Source organism: Planktothrix rubescens CCAP 1459/22, assembly GCA_904830895.1.
GTDB lineage: Bacteria > Cyanobacteriota > Cyanobacteriia > Cyanobacteriales > Microcoleaceae > Planktothrix > Planktothrix agardhii.
Genome location: LR882958.1, coordinates 544,630 through 568,124, shown reverse-complemented (window position 1 = coordinate 568,124; position 23,495 = coordinate 544,630). Strand labels below are relative to the sequence as shown.

Here is a 23,495-nt window from a genome sequence, read left to right as displayed (position 1 = left end):
TCCTCGCTACTATCCAACCTTCAACACCTCAATACCTGATCAATACCCTAATAATTTTGGGATACGGTAGAACTTTCTGGAGGTAGGAGAGCGATCGGGTTAACGGCATCTTGGCCACTAGGATGGACTTCAAAGTGTAAATGAGGCCCGGTACTACGGCCGGTGGTTCCCATTTCCGAGATTTGATCTCCTTGATCCACTTTTTGGCCTTCGCTGACCAGGATGCGATCGTTATGGGCGTAAACCGTTAAACTGCCGTCGGGATGTTCAATTTCGACTAAATTGCCATAGCCACCATCATTCCATCCCGCATAGCTAACAACCCCAGGGGCAGCAGCGACAATTGGAGTTCCAATCGGCCCAGCAATATCAATTCCCCGGTGCATCCGTCCCCAGCGCCAGCCATAGCCGGAGCTCAGAACACCCGATGATGGCCAAATATAGCCATTAAAGCGCATCGACCCACTCGGTAAATAAACATCTGGCCCAGAGAGAGGGGGTAACTGCGGGGAAACCATCTGACCCAAAGCCGGATTGCTTAAAGGATCATAAGCCCTAGAACCAACGGGGGCAGTAGCCACTACCGAACGTCTTGATGCGGGCTGGAGTTGGGCAGCCGGAGATGTCACGCCATTGGGAGACAATTGAGCTAACTGTTCCGAAGCCAAGTTCTGTTCGGCTTGACTAGCCTTTTCAGGAGCATAGGCTTGAGGATTAAACTCAGGATTAATCAGTTTTTGACGATGTAAGGAAGCCATTCCCTTAGAGGTCAAAACTTCAGCCTTGGGCTGTTCATTTGGTTCTAGGGATACGCTGGTCAACTGATAGCCACTCTGAACCTTATATTCCTCCCGCAGTCGTTCTACTTCAGATCTCAGGCGATCGCTGTACAATTTATTAACGGCTTCTGATTTGCTAACAGAAACCTCTTGAACCGCCAACTGTTCGGACAAGGAAGAAAATTTTGAATCAACCGGAATCGCCACGGCTGCGGTTGCTATGGGAGTAGAAGCATCGACCCCATCATTCATAGCACGGTTCGCCAGTTGGTTCAGCGAGATTTGATTTAAAGTGCTATGGGTCGGAATCGAACTCAGATCAGCTATATCTTCTCCTGGAAGATCGGCAACGGCTGAATCATCACTTCTATATTCTGAGGGAAGAACTGCCGGAAGCACAGATTGAGGTAATCTTCCTCTTAAAAGGCGCAAGTCTGTTGCGGCAGAAGCTTGTTGTGGAGAGGGGTCAGCATCTGGACGAATCTGAGGGTCTTGCCATGAATTCGTGGCTAGAGAGGCCGGACTATTAGAAAAACTACTCGCCAGTTGCTTAGGGATTTTTAGACTCTGATTGAGACTCAGAACATTAGGATCAGTTAGCTGATTTGCCTTAATAATGGCATCAACAGAAACATTATGCAGTTTAGCAATTCGAGCTAACGTATCACCCGAACCTACCTGATAAACTTCCGAGATGGTTGGGTCGCGCTCATCATTCGGAATCACAAAAGCTCCAGATAGCCCTTGGGAGATGGTATCTAAAGAATTAAAATGAACCGAGTTAGAAACCCTATTGGTGGACTCCCACTGCTGATTGGAGTGAGCAGGAGATCCCGAATTCCCCACCGATGGACTTAGTATTTCCTGAGTAGCCGAGGTTTCACCCCCAGAAAGAGGAATTTGCTGATTGAATCCGGGGTTGGATTCCGACAACGTAGCTGATTCAGGTAACGATTCCGAGTTAACACTCGGCCGAGACTCTGGTGTAGAAAATGCTTCTACGCTAGTCTTATCTGGTTTGTTTAACCCTAAATCCGTAGATTGACTCCGGTTATTTGTCACTTTCTCATCTGTATTCAGACTGGAAAGGCTCCGCAATATAGATGGTTGCCAATCGGGTTGGGATGTTTGTCCGGTTGAATTTTCCACCGTCGGGGAGGATACTGCCATCGGTGCAGGAGACTGCATCGCCGGATTGGACTCAGGATCGGATAACTCAGTTGCCATGACTCGATCGTTCGTTTTGGGCATAAGGATGCCCGAAGCGACGGCCAAACCGAGAAATGCGAAAGAGGTATAAACCTTACGACTGCCAGGGTGTGCGACCTGTTGTTTGGTCTGGCCTGTTGCAGTCTGATCTAAATTGAAATCTAAATTAGGCATAACAACAGGTTGATCATGATTTGGAACTGTTCCTTTCAAAGAACGACCTCCTATGGAGAAGCGTGCTGACTGTCCTCGAACCGCTCAAGAAATTCATATCAGTGAAATTAATCACATTAATTATTGACTGAAATCACTGAGGATAATCTTGATTAAGTCAGATTACCTTGATTTTTCAATTTCGGCAACAAAAGCCAAAGTTAGATTGAAATGCGAACCCTGAAAATTAAGGATAGATAAACAATAACCCTTGAGGGCCGAGGATGTTTAAATATGAGTGAATTCTGTCACCAGAGTTCAGATGAGAATTTACACCAGTTCCTACCAAAAATACAACACCTGATCTGGGGCTGTTAATTTCTGGGGATCAGATGACAAGATCGATCAAAATAGACAATTAAGAGCTTTAAATCAAAGCCAGTTAAGGGTTATGGCTTTTTTGTGATAGGAAAAAATACCCCGTTTAGATGAATAAAATCTATCACTGTCGGGGGACAATTGAATCCGGTCACTTATAAAAAAAAGTTATCAGATTGGGGTGGTTTTTGGGATTAACACAATATCAGGGTTTGAGGGATGGAATTCACCCCAAATAACCGAGTTGGCGGCGTACCTCAAATAAACTGATGGCAACACTCACGGAGAGATTCAAACTTCTCACTCCGGCTTCAGCCATGGGAATATATATTGTTGCGGTGCAAGTCTCCAATACATCGGCCGAAAGTCCGGTGGTTTCACTGCCATAGAGCAACCAGTCGGAATCTTGAAACTGGAACTGGATATAGTTAGAAGCCCCTTTGGTACTAAACCCCAGCAAACGGCCGCCCCGTTGTTGCTGATGGGTTTGAAAGCTGGAAAAATCTGGGTGATGGGTGAGCTTAACGTAGGGCCAATAATCCAAACCCGCCCGCTTTAGGTAGCGATCGCTAATTTCAAACCCCAATGGCCCGACTAAATGTAATTCGGTACAGGTTGCTGCACAGGTACGGGCGATATTTCCGGTATTGGGAGGGATTTGTGGCTGAACTAAGACAACGTGGGGCATGAGGTAATTAGACCAGGAAACAAGGGCTTTTGGGTCGGATCAACCCGGTTGATGAGTAATAAATCTATAGTTTTTCTTTATACTTTGTAAAGAAATTTATTGATAAGATATTCTCATCTAAAAATTGGCCAATTTTCAGGCGATCAGGGGTTGACAAATTTGATCTTCAAACTCTTGTTCCTGGGTTGCCATCTCCTGAATGGCCTGTTGAATAATCAAGCGAGGATCGTGGCCCTGTTCCGACAGCCTTAACCACTGTTGGGCGGTAGACCCTTCTCGCAGTAGCTTTTTCACCGGGGACAGAAAGCAACTAAACCCGTGTTTTTTGGCAATTGGCCAAACTTCTGCATAAATTTGTTCAATCCAATCTCTAACGGAAATTAGGCTGCCATCTTTCCAATGCCGCAGTTGGGCGTCTAAACTATGGTGGGCTGCGAGAATTTCATTTTGATCTGAAATTTCGACTAAATCCTGGGCCCGACTGGTTTCAGGCAGTTGACTGAGTTGCAATGGATCAAGGTCAGGATTTTCTAACATTTGCCAGATCCGAGCTTCTAATAACGCTGTGATCGCTAATAAGGCAATCGGGTTAACCATCAAATCACAAATTCTCAGTTCCAGACGGTTTAAATTATAGGGACGGCGATCGCCATTGGGTCGTACCGATGACCACAGGTGACGAACATTCTGCATGGTTTTTTGTTGGAGTTGGGTTTCTGTCCAGTCGATAAAATGGCGATGGCTTTCAAACAAGGGGACAAAAGCTGGGGTTTTGGGGAATAAATGCCAACGGGTGGAATGATATCCGGTGACTTTGCCACCCAAAAAGGGAGAGGAAGCACTCATCGCTAAATATAAAGGAGCTTCAACCCGCACTAAACGAATTGCCCGCATTAACTGTTCGAGATCAGCAATACCCACATTAATATGAATACTGGCAGTAACTACATCCGTACCATAGGTTTGTTCAATATAATCATGATAGGGATTTTGGGGATCGGAGCGATAAAAATTCTCCGTACCGCCCAGGGGTAGGGTACTTCCTGGGATGATAGTATAGTCCCCCAACTTTTGTAAATATTTTCGGAGTTCCCGCCGAGGTCGAACTAAGGCACACAATAACCGATCATAATTACACAGGGGGGCGGTGGTGTACTCGACATTGCGACTATCGGGTTCGCGGACAAATCCCTCTAAATCCGCTACAATTTTATCGGACAGTCCCACCACGTCACCTTGGGGAGTTCCGGTATACATTTCTACTTCAAAACCTTTGGATAAAAGCATAGTACAGTTATCAGTAATCTGTTATCAGTTGTGGGGGCGGGTTCATCGAGATTTAGGTGATTAACAAATATCTCACACCAACCTGCCCGTACAAGTTATCGGGGTAAGAGTTATTAGAAAAGAGTTGATCAACTGTTTGCTAATAATTGAATCTGGGTTATTAGAAAATAATTCCTATTCTCTATCCTATCACGGATTCTGAACCCCAAGGAAAAATGCTATCGGGTTCATTGGAGTTAAAAATATAGTCATAATCAAAATCGAAGGCTCGACTATGACGGGTGAGGGAGAATCCACAAGCAATCACTTGGCTAGTGGTAAAGGTTGCCATAACTAATTCAATTAATTTCCTTGATTTTATTTCGGGTTTCTGTACATAATAATCCCGTTTAGCAAAAAACACCCGTTCATCTTTAGGAACAATAATTCCATTCACTTTATGGGCGTGTTGAATCGGTTTGAGATAATTTTTAATAAAATAATCTTGATTAGTTTGTAGGCGAGAGAGTCGTTCATGTTGTACCCAACTCATTTGAAATAGGAGTTTAATCATTTCAAATCCGATAATATAATTAAAAACATTATCTTTGTCTTTTGGGCTTAATGCTAATTTTAAAGCAGATTCTAAATATTGACTGGGTTGGCATCGAGCATCCTGGGCGGAATGAATATAGAATTGTCTAATATACCCGCGTAAAACTGATTCGTTTAGGGGGGCTTTTATTTGAAAAGCACTGAGATATTGTTTAACTCTTTGCAAGGTATCAATATCCTCCAACATCTTCGCCATTAAACCATCGGCGGTATATTCATCTAAAAATTCTGCTTGTTTTTCGGGGGAAGATGCACATAGAATATAGCACAGAGAGAGAACATAACGACGTTGATTCCAGGGTAAACTTTCTGCCCACTGTTTTACTTCTGGGGGAAGTTTCTCAAACATCACGTTATGTTTCATCAACCCAAAAACATCTATTTCTGCTTCATCGTTGAATTCAATATTCATGATCTCATCCCCTTCGGCACACTGAATAAATTCTACCTGATTTTAAAGGATTTGAGGGGTTTTTGTTGGTCTACGACTGAATTTCATTGACATACTCAAGAGTTTATACGGTGAGGGTATCCTAGCCCGAAATCTGTCTATAATCTGGAAAACGTTTAATATTTACCGTAGGGGTTTGGTCTTCAAACCCAACCTTAACTTTAAATAGTGTGACAATATCGAACCTCTAAAATTAAATAGCTTTCATTTCGTTTAATTCTGCTCTAATTTTATCTAAACTGTTATCATAATTAATGTTGTTCTGTTCTTCTTCTTCGTTAGATATTATTTCATCAGGAGCAAATTCTAATTCAGTATTAACTGTTTGTGGGTAATAATGGGCATCGACTTGAAATCTGATTTTACCTGAAATCCACTGTCCAGACTTTAACTGGAGTAACTGACCATCTATTCCGTTAGGCGGAAATACTAATCTAATTTCATTTAATTTCAGTTGTATTGATTTATCTGTTATTGTTAAACTTTCGCATAAGAAACCCTGTAAATGTGAAATATTACTAGATGAAAGTTTAACGTTCATATTCTCAGTGATCAACTCTTTCAACCTCGATACAGTAAATGTATCCTTACCCAACATTACAATATCGTCATCCTGTTCCAACTTAATAAACGATTCAGTCATTGATTTAATCCTTAAAATTATTATAGATATCCTACATTTTAATATAAGTTAGGTGTCTATAATTAAAAAAAAATCGTTGTTGGGCTTTAGCCCCTCTTGATGCGCTGAAGCGCAACAACAGAATAAAAGGTTCGTTGTTGGGCTTTAGCCCTTCTTGATGCGCTGAAGCGCAACAACAGAATAAAAGGTTAGTTGTTGGGCTTTAGCCCTTCTTGGTGCGCTGAAGCGCAACAACGGTTAGTTTCCGCCTGATTGTAATAATTTTAATATTTCCGCTTGAATTTGTTGTCTAAAACGGGGATCATTTTGTTGATGACGGGTGATATCATTGAACTGAGCAATTGTTAATCCCTTAGATTCAATCATGCGTTTCGCTTGGTCACAATAACTAACTGCTAATTGAGGCGCATTTCCAGGTAAGCCATTAAAACTGGTAGGTTGGTCACAAATAATTCGGGGAACATCTCCAACAATTTTTTTAATTTCATTGGCTACTTCATGACGTCGAGATTCTAACGCTAAAGCCGCCTTAGCATAATTTCTAATCGTTTCTTCACTATAGTTAAAACTATCTTGAGCTTGGGCTGGCGAACCCCAACTCAAAACCGGAAATCCTTGGGAGGGGGTTTGACTCCATCCAATAAAACCACCACAACCGGATAGAATAGCAACGGTTAAGGATTTTGATAGAATTTGACCAAATGGTAATGTAGTTTTCATAACAGGTTCATATATAGAGTTAATTTTGAGACAATCTCAGATTAGTTTTGTAGACGCTGGAGTTCCCCTTGAATCTGTTTTTGCAAACCGGGGTCAGCCTGTTGACTTTGGGTAATTTGATTGAAACGAGTAATGGTTAACTCGTTGGTTTCAATAATGGATTTTGCTTGGGTACAGTAATTCACCGCAATATCTCGAACGCCTTTATCCAGGCCATTAATAGTTCGGGTTTCACTGCAAACCACATCGGGAACTGATTTTCCCGCCCCGAATATCGCTTGAATTTCGTTATAGGCGGTCTGGCGTCTGGGTTCAATTCCTAGGACAGCACGGGCATAATTCCTAATTTCAGCCTCACTAAATTCTGGGGACTGTTGAGCTAGAACAACGGTATTGAACCCAGAAGCGTTTGATACCGAAACATCCGGGACAACTCCCAACAAAACCGCGCCCCAAGAGAACAGTCCCACTAGCAGAGCATGGTTAAGGTGGTGTTGACGCATGAATCGTAAGGTACGCAAAGAATCCATCATATTGAAAGGTTTTGATGCCACAGGATAAGGTGAAAGTGCTTAGTTATCTTGAATTATTTTACGGGTAAGAAGTTCCTCATCCAAAACTTAAAAATGCTTTAGCTAAGAATTCTATGTCCAGTCACAAGTTTGACTTCCAAAAAACTGAGGGTTTGACTTCTACGCAGAGAAAAACTTGATATTCAAAAGTTGTAATCGCAGGAAGTGAAACTTTTTAGGTCGAAAATATATTGTATCCTGAAACGTTGACCTCGAAAATTTAAAAAAGTATGAAGAAAACCAACGGGGTGATTACCGCAGGACATCCCAAAACCGTTGCAGCCGGGTTGGTGATGTTTGATGCTTTTGATGTGGCGGTGGCTTGTATTTTAGCAGATTGTGTTACGGAACCGGGTTTAACTTCCCTCGCAGGCGGGGGATTTTTATTGGCACATACTCATACAAATCAGAATATTTTATTTGATTTTTTTACTAAAACTCCCCGATATAAATGTCCGATTATCGGAGTTAAATTTTTATAGTGGTGTCAGTTTAAAGAGTTAATCAATATTTTCCCGGTTTTCCTAGTAATTAATTAGTATTTATTTACTAAAATGTATTAAAAAATACAACAATTATCCAAGAAAACTATACTAGAATACCCGACGGTGACATAATCATTAACTAAAGAGTTTAAATGGGGAATCTGAAGCTCTTGCACTTCCTGATTAATTCGAGTCGCGACTTGTGAAGCATCAAATAAGGTGGTATGGGGTAAAATTACGGCAAATTCTTCTCCCCCATAACGAGCAACAATATCACAACTATTTCTAACGGCTTTCTTAATTGCTTGAGCGACCTGTTGTAAACAGTAATCCCCCATTTGATGACCGTAGGTATCATTATAATTTTTAAAATAATCAATATCACATAAAATTAAGGCTAAAGAGGTTTGACTGTGTAGATTTTTATGCCATAGAGATTTGAGACATTCATTAAACCAATATCGATTAGAGAGTTTAGTTAAACTATCGGTAATTGCCATATATTTTAATTCTTTATTGACCTCTTGTAAGGCAATTTCAATCCTTTGGCGTTGTTCAATTTCAAGTTGTAATTTTTGCATTGTTAGTTCTAAATTAAGGCTATTTTGCTCTAATAAACAACTATATTGAATCCCTTGGGATACCTCAGCTAACATATCAATAACTAAATCGGCTTGAGGGAAATTTTTTAATTCTTCTACTCCTAACCAGGGCAAAGGTTTAATTAAATTAGGACTTTTCCAAATAATTTCAAATTGTTTAATTTCGTTGACACGGCCGATATAACAGTGTTTCCATAAATGATGATTCGGTTCAATTTTAACTAATCCCCCTGGAGCATAAAAGGTTTGACAATAAGCAGCCTTTCTGACTTCATTGGTTTTAAAACTTTTTGCAGTTTCTACGGATTTTTTCCATAGATAAACTTGAAAATAAGCGGCTTCAATCGGATCAGAAGTTACCCTTTCTTGACCATATAAGGCTTTAAAATTATTAACAAATTCATGATTATGGGGGGTATTTAAACTTTGAAAATAACTCCAGCAGGCATAGTGACCTATACTGGCTTGACCGATACTTTGAACTTCTGACTCAGAAATACTCATGGCCATAATCGGCAGATCTGATGGTTTAATTCCAGCATCATAATAGGCATTATAAAAATAAAAATTGCTATCTCCATTTAACGTATTAAAAATAATATCTGGCTTGAGATGTTTGATTTCTTCAATAATATCAGTAAAGTTTTTATCTCCACAGGGAAAATATTGTTCTCCCACGACTGTTCCTCCTTCGTGTTTAAGGAGGGATTTAACTAATTTATTAGCCGTGCGGGGAAATACATAATCCGAACCTAATAAATAAAATCGTTTGCCTAAGTTTTCGAGTGACCAACTAATCACCGGTTGAATTTGTTGATTTAAACAAGAACCGGTATAAAAAATATTAGGAGAAGATTCTAAACCTTCATATTGAACCGGATACCAGAGTAAAATATTAAACTGTTCAAATATTGGTTTAACTGCCTTACGAGCCGTCGATGTCCAGCAGCCAAATACCGTGGCTACTTGATCAATTTCTAGTAATTTTCTAGCTTTTTTTTCAAAGATAGAAATATCGGAAGCTCCATCTTCAATTACGGGTTCAATTTGATGTCCTAAAATGCCACCCTGAGCATTAATTTCGGCGATCGCCATCAAGGTTGCTTCTAATAATGGTGTTGCGCTAATTGCCATGGTTCCACTTAATGAATATAAAATCCCAACTTTTATTTTTTCCATAAAATTTAATATCCTTGAGAATTTGGTATGGGTGAGAACCTGAACCTCGACAATTAGAAATATTCAATATTGACAGATAGCCGATAATTTTTCCGTTCGTTTGAATACTCTTATCAATAATGATAAACTCCTTAACGAGTTTCTAGGGTTAACTCATAGTCAAACGGTCGGGAAGATTTAGACACCACAACCACTTGATAATCACCAGAATCGGGTAAACGACCTGACCAACGGTTTTTAGGTGAATCTTCTAGTAAGGATTGAGCTTTTTGTGTATAAATTGAAAGTAAAGTTGAGGATTGTGGAGATTTGAGACGCACCTGTAAAACTTGATTTTTATTCAAGTGAGCAATATAGATTTTTCCTTCACCGGGTTTTAGTCGATATTTCAAGGTTTTTTGAGTTTTTTTAGAAGCAAATTCTACCCGTTCCCAGGCAGTTCCCGCTTCTAAATTGTTAACCACATCATTAGTAATAGCTTGCCAAACTTGTCCCATAGGAAACCCCAAATCAACATTTCTTGATTGTTCTGGAAATAGATCAAAAAATTTGGCATCCGCTAAATCATATAAGGATTGACTACTTAACTGTAACTGATTCACTTGTGCTTTTAAGTGATCTAGATCATTAATACTATAGTTTCCTAATTTTATCCGAGATTGATCACTAAGTTGCGCTAAATGTTGCAAAAATTCATCTGCAATTTTATTCCAATTTTCTCGCCAAATTGAATCCGAGGATTTATCTGTTAAAGTTCTTCCCCGTTGTTCGGGATAGCGATGATAAAATTCTTCATCCACTAACTCTACAAAAAAGTTAGAATCAATTCCTAATAAACGCAGTTGTTCTCGTAATGCTTCTTGTCGTTTTTCCTCCGTTTTTGCGAGTTGGTTTAAGTCTTGATTTGCATAATTATTTAACCCGTAACGTCCTCCCAACCATCCAAAAACCCCTAAAATTAAGATAAAAACAAATACTAATAAAGGCGTTTTTATATGAGAATTTTTTCCGGCTTGAGGGGAAAAAGGTTGGGGGAATAAGCTCTGATTTAGGATGGGTTGAGTGGGATTTATAGGGGTTTGCGGGGGTGGATTTATGGCTGAAAGAGCCGATAGAACATCCTGAACCGATGAAAAGCGATCGCCGTGACGATAGGCTAACATTTTATCTAATATTTCCCCAAACTTTGGATTTAATTTAGTGTATTTTCTCCAATTCCAATTTAAGGTTTGTGGATCAATTAATTGTTGCGGTTCTTTTCGGGTTAATAACACTAACATTGTCGCAGCTAAAGCATACAAATCACTATTAGGATAAACCATACCCAAACGCATTTGTTCATCGGGGGCGTAGCCCACTTTTCCTAACCTTGTAGGTGAGGGATTTTGACCCCCTTGTACTGCCAATTCCGATTCTACTTTGGCTTGAATTAATTTCACCCCGCCAAAATCAATTAACATGGGTAAACCATCGGATTGACGTTGAATCATATTATCAGGAGAAATATCTCGATGAATCACGCCATAACTATGAATATAGTCTAATATAGGTAAAATTTGGAATAATAATTGCATCACTTCGGCTTCTGTAAAAGACTGTTGATTCAATAAACTTCGATAGTTAAAACCCTCAACATAATCCTGTACAAAAAACAAATACCCTTTATTATCAATTGTTTCTCTAAATAACTCTCGAAATCGAGGAATTTGGGGATGTTTTAATTTATAGAGAATCTCCGCTTCCCGTTCAAATAATTCCTGGGATTTTTTTAAAGCAAAACTTCCTTGTACCTGGGGAGAAAATTCTTTTAAAACACAAAGTTCATCAAACCGATGTTGATCTTTTGCTAAATAAGTCCGTCCAAAACCCCCATGTCCTAACTCACGGACGATGGCATAATGGTTTCTCAGAACAAGACCCGGATAAATTAATTGACTCATGGGGTGTTAGTGTGAAAAAATGAATACTGAACGGTTCCGATCTGTCTTAATTTAGAGTAGCAATTTATCAGGACTGTAGCATGGGTCAACTCCGAGACGAACAACGCCAACGGGCAATTTCCGCCTTAAACGGCTTTTTATCTACACCCCTATCGAATTTAGTTCAACCCTCTGAAGATAGAGGGGTGAATTCTGTTTTACAACTATTCCAAGATGTTGTCACAAAAGTTCCCGCCTATCAACAGTTTTTAGCCACTCATCATCGGTCTATTGATGATATTCAAACCTGGGAAGATTTCCAAACTTTGCCTTTAATTACGAAAGAAAATTATTTACGTCAATATTCCTTATCCCAATTGTGTCGTTATGGTCAATTGGAAACCTGTGATTTAATTGCAGTTTCTTCAGGTTCCACCGGAAATCCAACATTTTGGCCCCGTTTTATTAGTGATGAATTGCAAATTGCGACTCGCTTTGAACAGATTTTTTATGATAGCTTTCAAGCGGATCAACGTCGAACTTTAGCGGTGATTTGTTTTACTTTGGGAACTTGGGTTGGGGGAATCTATACAACGGCCTGTTGTCGTCATTTAGCCACTAAAGGTTATCCCCTTACAGTGATTACCCCAGGAAATCAAAAACCGGAAATTTTTCGGGTAATTCGAGAATTGGGAGAACAGTTTGAGCAAGTGGTTTTATTAGGCTATCCTCCGTTTATTAAAGATGTTATTGATACGGGAATTACTGAAGGCATAGAATGGGCAAAATATCAAGTTAAATTAGTATTTGCTGGGGAAGTTTTTAGTGAAGAATGGCGGCGTTTAGTCGGGGAAAGGGTGGGATCAACTCAACCAAATTATGATTCGGCAAGCCTTTATGGGACAGCAGATGCGGGAGTTTTAGGGAATGAAACACCTTTGAGTATTTGTATTCGTCAATTTTTATCTGAAAATCCAGAAATTGCCAAACAATTATTTGGAGAATCTCGATTACCAACTTTAGTTCAATATGATCCTAAAAGTCGATTTTTTGAAGTCCAAAAAACAGATAATTCTATCACTGGAACCCTATTGTTTTCGGGAGATAATGGGATTCCGTTAATTCGATATCATATTGCTGATCAAGGGGGAATTATTGAATTTCAAGAAATGTTAAATTTTTTGAAACAATGGGATTTTGATCCGATTTTAGAATTACAAAAAACAGGAGATCGGGGAATTTATCCCTTACCATTTGTTTTTATATTTGGGCGATCGCAATTTATTATTTCCTATTTTGGAGCTAATATTTATCCTGAAAATATAACCGTAGGTTTAGAACAACCCTTAATTAAAGATTGGGTGACGGGTAAATTTGTGATGTCTATTTTGGAGGATTCTGATCAAAATCGGTTTCTATCAGTGGTTGTAGAATTAGCACCTGGGATTGAAGAAACCGAGGATAAAAAACAAGCGATCGCCCATTCTATTTTAACGCAATTAAAGCGCTTAAATAGCGAATTTGCTAATTATGTTCCCCCTGAATATCAAACCCCTCAAATCACCCTCAAATTAACGGCAGATCCCGAATATTTCCCCCTGGGAGTAAAACATCGCTATACCAGAAATTAATCATTTATCCTGGGCTATCAACAATTTATATAATATCGGGGCCAGAAATTTTTTAATTGGCAACTAACTTAAATCAATCCTTATTCAATGTTGTGAGATTTTAAACCTTGAGAAGATGGGCTAAAGCCCAACAACGCCCAACAACGCCCAACAACAAAAACGAAATTAAATTTTAAAAAATAGCACTGTGTAAATCATTGGGGGTGAGATGGGAATGAACAACTTCACCATCTTTAAACCAAACAATTCGACGGGTTTGACGGGCAACATCGGCTTCATGGGTGACCATTACAACGGTCATTCCACCCGCATTTAATTCAGTAAAAATATTCATCACTTCTTGAGTAGTTTGAGAATCTAACGCCCCGGTCGGTTCATCTGCTAATAATAATACCGGACGATTCACAATAGCACGGGCGATCGCTACCCGTTGTTGTTGACCTCCAGAAAGTTGATTCGGTCTATTATTTAATCTATTTTCTAACCCGACTCTAATTAATGCTTGCTTTGCCCTTTCTCGACGTTCATTCGAGGGAATTCCAGCATACATCATCGGTAAAATCACATTTTCTAAAGCACTTAATTGGGGTAAAAGATGGAATTGTTGGAATACAAACCCTAATTTAATATTGCGAATGCGGGCTAAATTATTTTCTGACATTTGCGCCACATTTACCCCATCCAAATAATAGGAACCTGCGGAGGGACGATCCAAACAACCGATAATATTCATCGCCGTTGATTTCCCCGAACCCGAAGCACCCATAATCGAACAGTATTCTCCTTGTTCTACCGTTAAGATGACACCTTTTAAAGCCTGAACTTGAATATCACCCATCCCATAAACTTTGGTGACATTTTCTAAGTGAATAATCACCGGATTGGTTTGAGAATCTTGATTTTCTGGTTTAGTCGAAATTGATGTTTTCATAATTTTAATAGGATAGGGAATAGGGAATAGGGAATAGGGAACAGAGATATAGCAATCCTATAATCAAAACTAAACCAATTAAATACTTCTTAAAGCTACAATTGGGTCAAGTTTGGCAGCTTGTTTAGCAGGAACAACACCGAAAAACAATCCAATAGCCCCAGAAATACTAACGGCTGTTACAATCGCAACACTGGAAACTCCGGCTTGTAAAGGAGTGAAAGCACCGACAACTAAAATGCCACCAACGCCAATTAATGTACCAATCAAACCCCCTGCTGCTGATAGGATAACAGATTCAATTATAAACTGAATTAAAATATCTGATTGGGTCGCTCCGATCGCTTTTCTTAATCCGATTTCTTGAGTTCTTTCGCTGACAGAAACCAACATAATATTCATAATTCCAATACCGCCCACTAATAGAGAAATGGCGGCGGTTGCTGCCAATAAAATAGTTAAAGCTCCAGCAATACTGCCCAAAATATTCATTAAATCCTTTTGATTTCTAACAGTAAAATCATCTTCATTAGTAATTTTATGACGTAACCGCAATAAATTTTCAACTTGAAATTGAGCCGCCCGCATATTATCTTGACTATCAATAGTAATAGAAATAAATGTAACTTGGGTTCCGTAGGGCGATCGATTTCCCACAATTCGATTTGCCATTGTAGTTAAGGGAACAAAGGCATTCATGTCGTCATTACTGCCAAAACTAGAGCCTTTAGGCTGCATTACCCCAATAACTTGTAAACTCAAATTCCGCAGTCGAACCGACTTACCAATCGGATCTTCAGTTCCAAATAATTGTTGAGCTAATTCTGATCCTAATGCCACAACTTGTTCATTCCGTTTTAAGTCTAAATCCGTAATAAATCGACCTTTAGCAATATCAAAATTACGCACCGATAAAAATTCCGGTGTGGTTCCCACGATAGAAGCTGAAGCATTATTACTGCGATAGGTAATTAATTCACTGCCATTTAAAGAAGGAGAAACTTGTTCAACCGAAGGCACTTGTTCGGCGATCGCGATCGCATCTTCTAAGACTAAATTTTGCGGCGGAAACACAGGACGGCGTTGTGAGTCAGGACTTCCGGGTAACACAAATAAAACATTTGGCCCCAAAGAATTGACTTGATTATTGACAAATTTCTGAGCACCTTCTCCAATACCAATCATAGCAATAACAGAGGCATTGCCAATAATAATTCCTAACATAGTTAAACTACTTCGCATTTTATTCGCTAATAGTGTTGTAGTTGCCATTTTGATACTTTCTAGGAAATTCATAATTTGGTGTGTTGACGGTTAATGGTTGACTGTTGACTATTAAAGACTATCCTTTTTTCTTAAGGTTGTTTGCTCGTTTCCAATTATATTATAGCTGAATAAATCAAGTCCCACCGCCGGGATGAGACTTGATTCGGATTAGAAATTGGAATCGGGTTTCAGCAATCTAGGATTTATATTAGATAGGAATTTAGGAGAATAGCACAGATAAATAACGACAATCTAATTCTATATTCCACTTACGAGTCAGAAATTCTCGAATTTTCTCCCGTCCCGTAAAAAATTATGATTAGTGAACTGATTAATTAACTATTCCCTATTTTGGTATTCCCTGCTATATAATTAATCTGAACTCAAAAAAGGGATTTTCACCCTTGATTTTATTGTCCTAATGTTCAATAGTTATTATGCTTGCGAAACGAATTTTACCTTGTTTGGATGTAAAAGCAGGTCGAGTGGTAAAGGGGGTTAATTTTGTTGATTTAAAAGATGCTGGTGACCCGGTGGAATTGGCGGCGGCCTATAACGATGCTGGGGCCGATGAATTAGTATTTTTGGATATTACAGCCACCCATGAAGACCGAGATATTATTTTTGATGTCGTCTATCGCACCGCCGAACAGGTATTTATTCCCTTAACGGTGGGGGGTGGAATTCAAAACCTAGACATGATTAAAAATTTATTAAGAGCCGGAGCAGATAAAGTTAGTATTAATTCCGCCGCTGTGCGTGATCCTGACTTAATTAATCGAGCCAGCGATCGCTTTGGAGTACAATGTATTGTAGTTGCTATTGATGCCCGTCGGCGCACTAATCCCGATAATCCCGGCTGGGATGTGTATGTGCGAGGCGGTCGGGAAAATACCGGAATTGATGCTCTTATCTGGGCTAAAGAAGTCACAAAACGGGGCGCGGGGGAACTTCTAATCACCAGTATGGATGCCGATGGAACCCAGGCAGGTTATGATTTAGAACTAACGCGAACCATTGCCGAATCCGTAGAAATTCCAGTGATTGCATCGGGGGGCGCGGGGACTTGTGAGCATATTTATCAAGCCTTAACCCAAGGCAAAGCCGAAGCAGCATTGTTAGCATCCTTATTGCATTATGGTCAATTAAGCGTGACAGAAATTAAGACCTACTTAGCAGAGCATCAAGTTACCGTGAGGAATCCTGATATTTTGTAGGAGGAAGTCAAAAGAAAACAGATAACTTTTACCCTAGACTAGATACCCCTAAATATCCATAAATAAGAGGGATTTTCAATCGAATTCCCCCTTGCATAATTAGCAGATTTAGATTAATCTGGATCGAATAATTCATCAAATAAACTATTTAGATGTTAGATCAAGCCAACGAGTTATTCCAGCAAGGGATTTTACACTATCAAAATACAGAATATCAAGCCGCTTTAGCATCTTGGCAACAAGCTCTCCACTCCTACCGAAATTTAAAGGATCGCAAACGGGAAGGCGCAGCCTGGGGGAATATAGGGGCTGTACATGAAGCCCTATTAAGTCCAGAACTGGCAATTAATTGCTATCAACAACATTTAGATATCTCCCGTGAAATTCAAGATCCCAAAGGTGAAATGAATGCCTTAATTAATCTGAGCAATATTTACTATAATTTAGGAGACTATGTTAACGCCCTCGAATACCAAAACCAACGGTTAGACCTCGCCCGTCAATTTTCAGATCCTCGCACGGAAGAACAGACATTATCTGTGTTAGGAAAAATCTATCTCACTCAAGAAAAATTTGAACTGGCAATTAACGCTTATCAACAACAATTAATCCTGGCAAAAACCAACAAAAATTATCAAAGTCAAGGCAATGCTTTTAACCATTTAAAGTTAATTTATGAACAGTTAGAACAATGGGAACAAGTTGAATTATATACTCAACAGCATCAAGCTATTTTTCGAGAATTTTTAATAGAAAATCCAGGTAATATTCTACAACAAGCCGAAAATATTGGCTTAGATCCTTTATTTGATTTTGCAGGCATGGATTTAAGTCATCTTGATTTTAATTACGCCGATTTACACGGGGCAAATTTAGAAAAAACTAACCTCAGTTATGCTAATTTAACCTTAGCAGATTTGAGCGGAGCGATTTTAAAAGAAGCTAATCTCAGTTATGCTATTTTAACTAACGCTAATTTACGCGATGCCGATTTAACAGGTGCTAACCTCAGCGAAGCCGATGTCAGAACTAAAATGCCTAGGGCTAATTTGAGTCATGCTAATTTAACCCATGCTAACTTGATGAGTGCCTATTTACCCTATGCCAACTTGACCCAAGCCAACCTCAGCCAAGCTAATCTCAACTATGCCGACCTAACCGGGGTAAAATTTCAAGGGGTGAACTTAACAATGGCCAGCTTCAGTCAAGCCGAACTCAAAAATGTCTGGGTAGAAAACGTTGATTTTACCGAGGTAGTAGGTATTTCCAAGCGAATTAAATCCGAGTTAGTCCAACGGGGGGCAATTTTTAGAGAGAATGAAGATTAGGTGAATAGACAGAATCCAACCCATTCTATCCATTAACCAATATCCATAAACAAAATCATTAAAACCTATGACTGGTGTAGAAGGACTGTGGCCCCATAATCTTAGCCCAAATCGCTTGGCGGTGTTGGAGCGTAAACTCGTACTTTGGTTACAAAAACAACCTTTACCTGCTGATATTCACGAAATGGCACTGCATTATAAAACCCATGAAGACCTACAATTGTTAACTCAAAAAGCAGCATCTCAAGGTTGTCATTTTTCAGATTTACAAACAACATTACAAGCTATTATATCAGCAAAAACCGATAATTTCTTAGAGTTAACTGAAATTGCAGGTTTAAATCCCCTAGAAGATTTTGCCGAAGGTAGACTATTAGGAGCTAATTTAAGAGGATTAGATTTAAGTGGGGCAAAATTAACCAATGCCTACTTACGAGGGGCAGATTTAAGCGATATTGACTTAACCAATGCTGACCTAAAAAATGTCAATTTAGGGGGAGCAGATTTAAGCGGAGCCTTATTAAGTGATGCTGATTTAAGTGGAGCAGATTTGCACCGGGTCAGTTTAGCTTTAGCAAATTTAAGTGGATCAAATTTAACGAATGCTAATTTAGAAGATGCCAATTTAAGTAACTGTAATTTAAGCAATGCCAATTTAACTGGAGCTTGTCTAAAAAATACCGACTTATATCAAGCAGGATTAGCTTTAACTAATTTAGCCGGAGTTGATTTTACCGGAGCAAATGTTAAAGAAGCTCGCCTCTGGCATGATGCCGGAATTTCTGAAACTGTGAAAGCAGACTTAATCAAACGAGGAGCGATTTTTGATGAAAAGATAGAAAAGACTAAACTTTAATTTGTTGTTGCGCTTCAGCGCACTCTAAAAATATGGAGCGCTAAAGCGCAACAACTAAATATTATCATAGAGAGTGAAGTTAATCTGCTCAATAAAGAAATTGCTATGTTTGATGCTCTTGCTGAACGCTTTGAATCCACTTGGAAGAAACGAGGAGCGATTTTTGATGAAAATGTCGAAAAAATCAAACGAGATTAAACCTTAATTTGTTGTTGCGCTTCAGCGCACTCTAAAAATATGGAGCGCTAAAGCGCAACAACTAAATATTATCATAGAGAGTGAAGTTAATCTGCTCAATAAAGAAATTGCTATGTTTGATGCTCTTGCCGAACGCTTTGAATCGACTTGGAAGAAACTCCGAGGTCAAGATAAAATTAGTGAGTCTAATATTCAAGATGCCCTAAAAGAAGTCCGTCGCGCCCTCCTAGAAGCCGATGTTAACCTGCAAGTCGTCAAGGAATTTGTCGCCGAAGTCGGGGAAAAAGCCCAGGGAGCAGCAGTCGTGTCCGGTGTGCGACCCGGAGAACAGTTCGTTAAGATTGTCCATGATGAATTGGTCAATGTCATGGGGGAAAGTAACGTTCCCCTCGCCCAAGCGGACACTGCCCCAACAATTATTTTAATGGCCGGGTTGCAAGGGACAGGAAAAACCACCGCCACGGCAAAATTAGCCCTGCATTTGAGAAAGGAAAATCGCACTACTTTGTTAGTCGCAACGGACATTTATCGCCCGGCGGCAATTAATCAGTTAATAACATTGGGGAAACAAATTAACGTTCCTGTGTTTGAAATGGGAACCGATACCGACCCCGTAGAAATTGCCCGCCAAGGGGTAGAATATGCCCGCAATCAAGATATTGATACGGTGATTATTGACACCGCCGGACGTCTGCAAATAGACGAAAATATGATGGCGGAATTAGCCCAAATTAAACAAACTATTGAACCCCATGAAACTTTGTTAGTTGTTGATGCGATGACGGGTCAAGAAGCTGCTAATTTAACCCGCACCTTTAACGACCAAATTGGGATTACCGGGGCTATTTTAACTAAGATGGATGGGGATAGTCGCGGCGGGGCGGCACTATCGATTCGGAAGGTATCGGGGGCGCCGATTAAATTTGTTGGGGTGGGGGAAAAAGTCGAAGCATTACAACCATTTTATCCTGACCGGGTGGCGTCTCGAATTTTAGGCATGGGGGATATTTTAACCTTAGTTGAAAAAGCCCAAGAGGAATTTGACTTGGCGGATGCCGAGAGAATGCAGGAAAAAATTATTACGGCAAAATTCGATTTTACCGACTTCCTGCGTCAAACTCGAATGATGAAAAATATGGGATCTTTGGGGGGATTAATTAAGTTAATTCCGGGGATGAATAAGATTTCCCAAGACCAATTAGACCAGGGAGAAGCACAATTAAAACGGTCGGAAGCGATGATTAATTCCATGACCGTTAATGAGCGCCAAAACCCGGATTTATTAGCTAGTTCTCCTTCCCGTCGCAAACGTATTGCTAAGGGTTCAGGAATGCTTGAAAAAGACGTGATGAAGTTAGTTAGTGACTTCCAAAAAATGCGGGTAATGATGCAACAAATGAGTCAAGGAATGATGCCGGGAATGGGAGGTATGCCCGGTATGGGTATGCCCGGAATGCCCGGAATGGGAGGAGGTTATCCCGGGGCGGCGAAAGCCAAGAAAAAGAAAGACAAAAAGAAAAAAGGTTTCGGTCAACTTTAACCTTTTCTCCTCGTTCCAAGGTTTTACCTTGGAATGCCAACCGGAGGCTCTGCCTCCGATGATTGTATTCAATAATTGTCAATAGTTTATATATTATTATAGCGAGCTAGGGCGATCGTACTTCTTTTCCTATTACCAAGCTCTACCCATGTTAATTTTTATATAACATCAGGAGAGTCATCGCACTAAACCCACTATAATTAACGAAGCATTGCACTATAAACCAGTTACCGCTATGACTAATCTCTATCGATTCTTAAAATTATTATTTATTTCTTTATTGATTTCTTTGATTAGCTTATCTGATTTCAGTTCTGTTGCTTTTGCTCAAAGTTCATCTCAAAATAAGGAATTAAATCTCTCCCAAAATCCATCTTTTTTTAAAGAAAATCTAAAAAATGTCCGAGATCAAGAAGACATAAAATCGATTAGTCCTTTTCTTGGTAATGAATTTGTCTTTTATTTAAACCAATCTAAAAATTCGAGTTCCCCAGGAAAAAAAGCTAATCAAGATTTTTCTAACATCCGGGGAGATATGAATATAAGTTTTACAGCAGTTAAGATTCCTTCGATAGACGTTGGATTTTTAAATGTTAACATTCCTGTTAATATCCAAGAAATTAACTTTTTCAAGATTGTTAACATTAACAATGAGAATAAATCCTCTAACCAAGCTCTTCAAGCATTTCAACTCTATCAAGCAGGTCAAAAGGAATTAGAAAACCAAGAATATGAAAAGGCTGCTAAATATTTTACCCTAGCTTTAACTTTTGATGATCAGTTTTCAGAAGCCTATGCTCAAAGAGGTTTTGCCTACTATAACTCAGATGATTATGAAGATGAAGATGCTTTAAAAGATTTTAATATAGCAATATCAGGCTCTCAACCTAAACTTAAAGATCATATTAACAATCCTAAACTTTATGTTGATCCTAGAATATTAAGGGGATGGTTTTATATAAAAACAGGAAATTATGAAGCTGCTCATAGAGATTTGAGTGAAGCTATAAAGCGGAGTCCTGAAGTTTATCAATCTTATCTTTATCGAGCGGTTGTTTATTTATCAAAACTGGATTATCTCAATGCTATCAAAGATTTAGATATGGCGATTAAAAAAGATTCTACTTCTCAAGATGCTTTTCTACTGAGAGGTTCAATTAAAGCGGAATTAGGAAAATATGAAGATGCAATTCGTGATTTTGAGAAAGTGATTGATTTGAATAAAAAAGAAAAGAGTTCTTTTTCTTTAGCTGAACCTTATTATAAACAAGGATTAGCGGAGCTTAATTTAGGAAACTATGAAGCAGCCATTAAGAGTTTTAATGAAGCGAAAAACAACAATTCTAACTACCCAGAACTTTCTTATAATCAAGGACTAGCTTATTATTACCAAAAAAACCTGGGTCAAGCAATTAATTCTTACGGTGAAGAAATTAAGCGTAATCCTGAATTTTTAGAAGCTTATTATCAACGGGGTAAAACCTATCATGAGAACAATAATTTAGACTCAGCAAAAGCTGATCTTGAAAAAGTTTTAAACCAAGATAAACAGTATATAGAAGCTGAAATGGAATTAGCTAATACTTATTTTGATTTAGCTGTAAAATCCAATAAAGATCAAATCTCAAATTTGGAATTGTCTGATCAGGTTTATCAACAAGTTATTCAAAATTCCTCACAAAAATCTAACTATCAAGATTATGTATCTCAAGCTGATTCAAGACGAAAAATCATCAAAAATTCCTTAAAAAATTTCTTAGAAGATAAGGCTATTTTTCCTATAATCTCTAGTCCAGATAAATTTGGACATGGTCTGGTTTCTACAATTGCTATTAGTCCTAGTGGAGATAGGATAGCAAGTGGAGGTGACAAGAATATAGTCAAAATTTCTAATTTTGAACAAGTCCAAAAAGAAAAGCCGTTTGATAATCAAAATCAGGTATATACGCTTGTATTTAATCCTCATAAAAACAAATTAGCAATTGGGGGAGCGAAATCCTTAAAAATTTGGGACTTAAATTTTGGAAAGGGTGAGGCTTTTCAGCTTCCTAATGATAACGCTATTATTCGCAGTCTTGTTTATGATTCGACAGGACAAATTTTGATTAGTGCCGGAGAAAATACTCGTATCACCTTTTGGGATGAGAAGACAAGTGAACAAATTTGGACAATCCCAACCCCAACTAAAAAGATTAATTCTCTTGCATTAAATGAAAAATGGTTAGTCAGTGGGGGAGATGATAAAGTTTTGAGAATTTATGACTATAAGACGCGAAAAGAAATTCCTACTTTAGACAAAGATCACGGACATCAAGACATCATTCGAGCCATTGTGATTAGCCCAGATAATCAATTATTAATCTCTGGAAGCAATGATAAAACGATTAAAATATGGGACTTAAATTCAGGTAAATTTAGATATCCATTAACAGGTCACACTCAGTCTGTTACATCCTTAGCTATAACTTCAGATTCTCAATTTCTAGCGAGTGGTGCTGATGATGGAACAGTTAGAATCTGGGATCTCAAACAACGTCAAGAACTGGCTACTCTTTCTTTTCCATCTTCTTATGTACATCCTCCAGTTTTTTATGTACAGTCTGTAGCTTTTACTCCTGATAACAAATTTCTGGTTGCTGGAGGAGATAATAATGGTATAAAAGTCTGGAAAATGCCATTTTAAAGTTTATTTTAGTGAATAACTCTATTTCTTAACGCTCAAAAATCAAGTCAACTAAACTCTTTAAATCCGGCACTTCTAAATCGGGTTGGGCGATCGCAACTTTCGTTGCTCCTCCTCCGGGTTGTCCTTGACGACGATTAACCCAAACCGTTGTTAATCCTAAACTATTTTGCAGCTAAAAAGATT

Annotated in this window: 18 protein-coding genes and 1 pseudogene; 7 read left to right on the top strand and 12 right to left on the bottom strand. The window is 38.9% G+C overall.

Annotated elements, in window-relative coordinates:
* Nucleotides 1-47: 47 nt before the first annotated feature.
* The 7 genes from NMG86_RS02740 to NMG86_RS02710 form a co-directional block, all read right to left on the bottom strand.
* The gene (locus NMG86_RS02740; RefSeq protein WP_043938880.1) at nt 48-2,201 is read right to left on the bottom strand and encodes a LysM peptidoglycan-binding domain-containing M23 family metallopeptidase; all 2,154 of its coding nucleotides are present in this window, start codon (nt 2,199-2,201) and stop codon (nt 48-50) included.
* Nucleotides 2,202-2,745: 544 nt separating this feature from the next.
* Nucleotides 2,746-3,207, bottom strand: a complete 462-nt coding sequence (locus NMG86_RS02735; RefSeq protein ID WP_026794870.1) for a tRNA (cytidine(34)-2'-O)-methyltransferase — start codon at nt 3,205-3,207, stop codon at nt 2,746-2,748.
* A gap of 135 nt (nt 3,208-3,342) precedes the next feature.
* A complete protein-coding gene (gshA, locus tag NMG86_RS02730) occupies nt 3,343-4,494 on the bottom strand; it encodes a glutamate--cysteine ligase (protein ID WP_026796959.1) in 1,152 nt (383 codons plus the stop codon).
* A 181-nt stretch (nt 4,495-4,675) separates the two neighbouring features.
* Nucleotides 4,676-5,500 (bottom strand): hypothetical protein, encoded by an 825-nt coding sequence (locus NMG86_RS02725; RefSeq protein ID WP_043938882.1) that lies wholly within the window; start codon nt 5,498-5,500, stop codon nt 4,676-4,678.
* Between the two features lie 232 nt (nt 5,501-5,732).
* A complete protein-coding gene (locus NMG86_RS02720; protein ID WP_026796957.1) occupies nt 5,733-6,182 on the bottom strand; it encodes a KGK domain-containing protein in 450 nt (149 codons plus the stop codon).
* A gap of 237 nt (nt 6,183-6,419) precedes the next feature.
* Nucleotides 6,420-6,902, bottom strand: a complete 483-nt coding sequence (locus NMG86_RS02715; RefSeq protein ID WP_026794874.1) for a DUF4168 domain-containing protein — start codon at nt 6,900-6,902, stop codon at nt 6,420-6,422.
* Nucleotides 6,903-6,943: 41 nt separating this feature from the next.
* A complete protein-coding gene (locus NMG86_RS02710) occupies nt 6,944-7,435 on the bottom strand; it encodes a DUF4168 domain-containing protein (RefSeq protein WP_043937901.1) in 492 nt (163 codons plus the stop codon).
* A gap of 269 nt (nt 7,436-7,704) precedes the next feature.
* On the opposite strand from NMG86_RS02710, the gene NMG86_RS02705 reads away from it, so the two are divergent.
* Nucleotides 7,705-7,956 carry a gamma-glutamyltransferase gene (locus NMG86_RS02705; protein WP_026796956.1) on the top strand — a complete coding sequence of 84 codons (252 nt, stop codon included), beginning with the start codon at nt 7,705-7,707 and terminating at the stop codon, nt 7,954-7,956.
* Between the two features lie 77 nt (nt 7,957-8,033).
* Here NMG86_RS02705 and NMG86_RS02700 read toward each other — a convergent pair whose 3' ends face one another.
* Nucleotides 8,034-9,740 carry a transporter substrate-binding protein gene (locus NMG86_RS02700; RefSeq protein ID WP_052338612.1) on the bottom strand — a complete coding sequence of 569 codons (1,707 nt, stop codon included), beginning with the start codon at nt 9,738-9,740 and terminating at the stop codon, nt 8,034-8,036.
* A 131-nt stretch (nt 9,741-9,871) separates the two neighbouring features.
* Nucleotides 9,872-11,680, bottom strand: coding sequence for a serine/threonine-protein kinase (locus tag NMG86_RS02695; RefSeq protein WP_026796955.1), 1,809 nt, complete (start codon nt 11,678-11,680; stop codon nt 9,872-9,874).
* Between the two features lie 80 nt (nt 11,681-11,760).
* Here NMG86_RS02695 and NMG86_RS02690 point away from each other — a divergent pair, with 80 nt between their 5' ends.
* Nucleotides 11,761-13,290 carry a phenylacetate--CoA ligase family protein gene (locus NMG86_RS02690; protein WP_036843346.1) on the top strand — a complete coding sequence of 510 codons (1,530 nt, stop codon included), beginning with the start codon at nt 11,761-11,763 and terminating at the stop codon, nt 13,288-13,290.
* 172 nt (nt 13,291-13,462) lie between these two features.
* On the opposite strand, the gene NMG86_RS02685 is transcribed toward NMG86_RS02690, so the two are convergent.
* The 3 genes and pseudogenes from NMG86_RS02685 to NMG86_RS02675 all read right to left on the bottom strand — a co-directional run.
* The gene (locus tag NMG86_RS02685) at nt 13,463-14,221 is read right to left on the bottom strand and encodes an ABC transporter ATP-binding protein (protein WP_026796953.1); all 759 of its coding nucleotides are present in this window, start codon (nt 14,219-14,221) and stop codon (nt 13,463-13,465) included.
* A gap of 78 nt (nt 14,222-14,299) precedes the next feature.
* The gene (locus NMG86_RS02680; protein ID WP_026796952.1) at nt 14,300-15,517 is read right to left on the bottom strand and encodes an ABC transporter permease; all 1,218 of its coding nucleotides are present in this window, start codon (nt 15,515-15,517) and stop codon (nt 14,300-14,302) included.
* A 190-nt stretch (nt 15,518-15,707) separates the two neighbouring features.
* A pseudogene (locus NMG86_RS02675) lies at nt 15,708-15,788 on the bottom strand (hypothetical protein); the annotation flags it as partial.
* 136 nt (nt 15,789-15,924) lie between these two features.
* On the opposite strand from NMG86_RS02675, the gene hisF reads away from it, so the two are divergent.
* The 5 genes from hisF (at nt 15,925) to NMG86_RS02650 (ending at nt 23,309) form a co-directional block, all read left to right on the top strand.
* Entirely contained in the window at nt 15,925-16,704 is a 780-nt protein-coding gene (gene hisF, locus NMG86_RS02670) for an imidazole glycerol phosphate synthase subunit HisF (RefSeq protein WP_026788555.1), read from the top strand.
* Nucleotides 16,705-16,856: 152 nt separating this feature from the next.
* On the top strand, nt 16,857-18,032 hold the full coding sequence (locus tag NMG86_RS02665; RefSeq protein WP_026788554.1) for a pentapeptide repeat-containing protein: 1,176 nt from the start codon (nt 16,857-16,859) through the stop codon (nt 18,030-18,032).
* A 67-nt stretch (nt 18,033-18,099) separates the two neighbouring features.
* The gene (locus NMG86_RS02660; protein WP_026796951.1) at nt 18,100-18,888 is read left to right on the top strand and encodes a pentapeptide repeat-containing protein; all 789 of its coding nucleotides are present in this window, start codon (nt 18,100-18,102) and stop codon (nt 18,886-18,888) included.
* 310 nt (nt 18,889-19,198) lie between these two features.
* The gene (ffh, locus tag NMG86_RS02655; RefSeq protein WP_026788552.1) at nt 19,199-20,626 is read left to right on the top strand and encodes a signal recognition particle protein; all 1,428 of its coding nucleotides are present in this window, start codon (nt 19,199-19,201) and stop codon (nt 20,624-20,626) included.
* 235 nt (nt 20,627-20,861) lie between these two features.
* On the top strand, nt 20,862-23,309 hold the full coding sequence (locus NMG86_RS02650) for a tetratricopeptide repeat protein (RefSeq protein ID WP_144018188.1): 2,448 nt from the start codon (nt 20,862-20,864) through the stop codon (nt 23,307-23,309).
* The last annotated feature ends 186 nt before the right edge of the window (nt 23,310-23,495 follow it).

What these genes read in the sequence shown, in the direction of transcription:
- NMG86_RS02720 (WP_026796957.1), bottom strand. Translation starts at nt 6,182, where the DNA reads ATGACTGAATCGTTTATTAAGTTGGAACAGGATGACGATATTGTAATG.
- hisF (WP_026788555.1), top strand. Translation starts at nt 15,925, where the DNA reads ATGCTTGCGAAACGAATTTTACCTTGTTTGGATGTAAAAGCAGGTCGA.
- NMG86_RS02650 (WP_144018188.1), top strand. Translation starts at nt 20,862, where the DNA reads ATGACTAATCTCTATCGATTCTTAAAATTATTATTTATTTCTTTATTG.
- gshA (WP_026796959.1), bottom strand. Translation starts at nt 4,494, where the DNA reads ATGCTTTTATCCAAAGGTTTTGAAGTAGAAATGTATACCGGAACTCCC.
- ffh (WP_026788552.1), top strand. Translation starts at nt 19,199, where the DNA reads ATGTTTGATGCTCTTGCCGAACGCTTTGAATCGACTTGGAAGAAACTC.
- NMG86_RS02660 (WP_026796951.1), top strand. Translation starts at nt 18,100, where the DNA reads ATGACTGGTGTAGAAGGACTGTGGCCCCATAATCTTAGCCCAAATCGC.
- NMG86_RS02685 (WP_026796953.1), bottom strand. Translation starts at nt 14,221, where the DNA reads ATGAAAACATCAATTTCGACTAAACCAGAAAATCAAGATTCTCAAACC.
- NMG86_RS02705 (WP_026796956.1), top strand. Translation starts at nt 7,705, where the DNA reads ATGAAGAAAACCAACGGGGTGATTACCGCAGGACATCCCAAAACCGTT.
- NMG86_RS02680 (WP_026796952.1), bottom strand. Translation starts at nt 15,517, where the DNA reads ATGAATTTCCTAGAAAGTATCAAAATGGCAACTACAACACTATTAGCG.
- NMG86_RS02695 (WP_026796955.1), bottom strand. Translation starts at nt 11,680, where the DNA reads ATGAGTCAATTAATTTATCCGGGTCTTGTTCTGAGAAACCATTATGCC.
- NMG86_RS02690 (WP_036843346.1), top strand. Translation starts at nt 11,761, where the DNA reads ATGGGTCAACTCCGAGACGAACAACGCCAACGGGCAATTTCCGCCTTA.
- NMG86_RS02710 (WP_043937901.1), bottom strand. Translation starts at nt 7,435, where the DNA reads ATGATGGATTCTTTGCGTACCTTACGATTCATGCGTCAACACCACCTT.
- NMG86_RS02725 (WP_043938882.1), bottom strand. Translation starts at nt 5,500, where the DNA reads ATGAATATTGAATTCAACGATGAAGCAGAAATAGATGTTTTTGGGTTG.
- NMG86_RS02735 (WP_026794870.1), bottom strand. Translation starts at nt 3,207, where the DNA reads ATGCCCCACGTTGTCTTAGTTCAGCCACAAATCCCTCCCAATACCGGA.
- NMG86_RS02665 (WP_026788554.1), top strand. Translation starts at nt 16,857, where the DNA reads ATGTTAGATCAAGCCAACGAGTTATTCCAGCAAGGGATTTTACACTAT.
- NMG86_RS02700 (WP_052338612.1), bottom strand. Translation starts at nt 9,740, where the DNA reads ATGGAAAAAATAAAAGTTGGGATTTTATATTCATTAAGTGGAACCATG.
- NMG86_RS02715 (WP_026794874.1), bottom strand. Translation starts at nt 6,902, where the DNA reads ATGAAAACTACATTACCATTTGGTCAAATTCTATCAAAATCCTTAACC.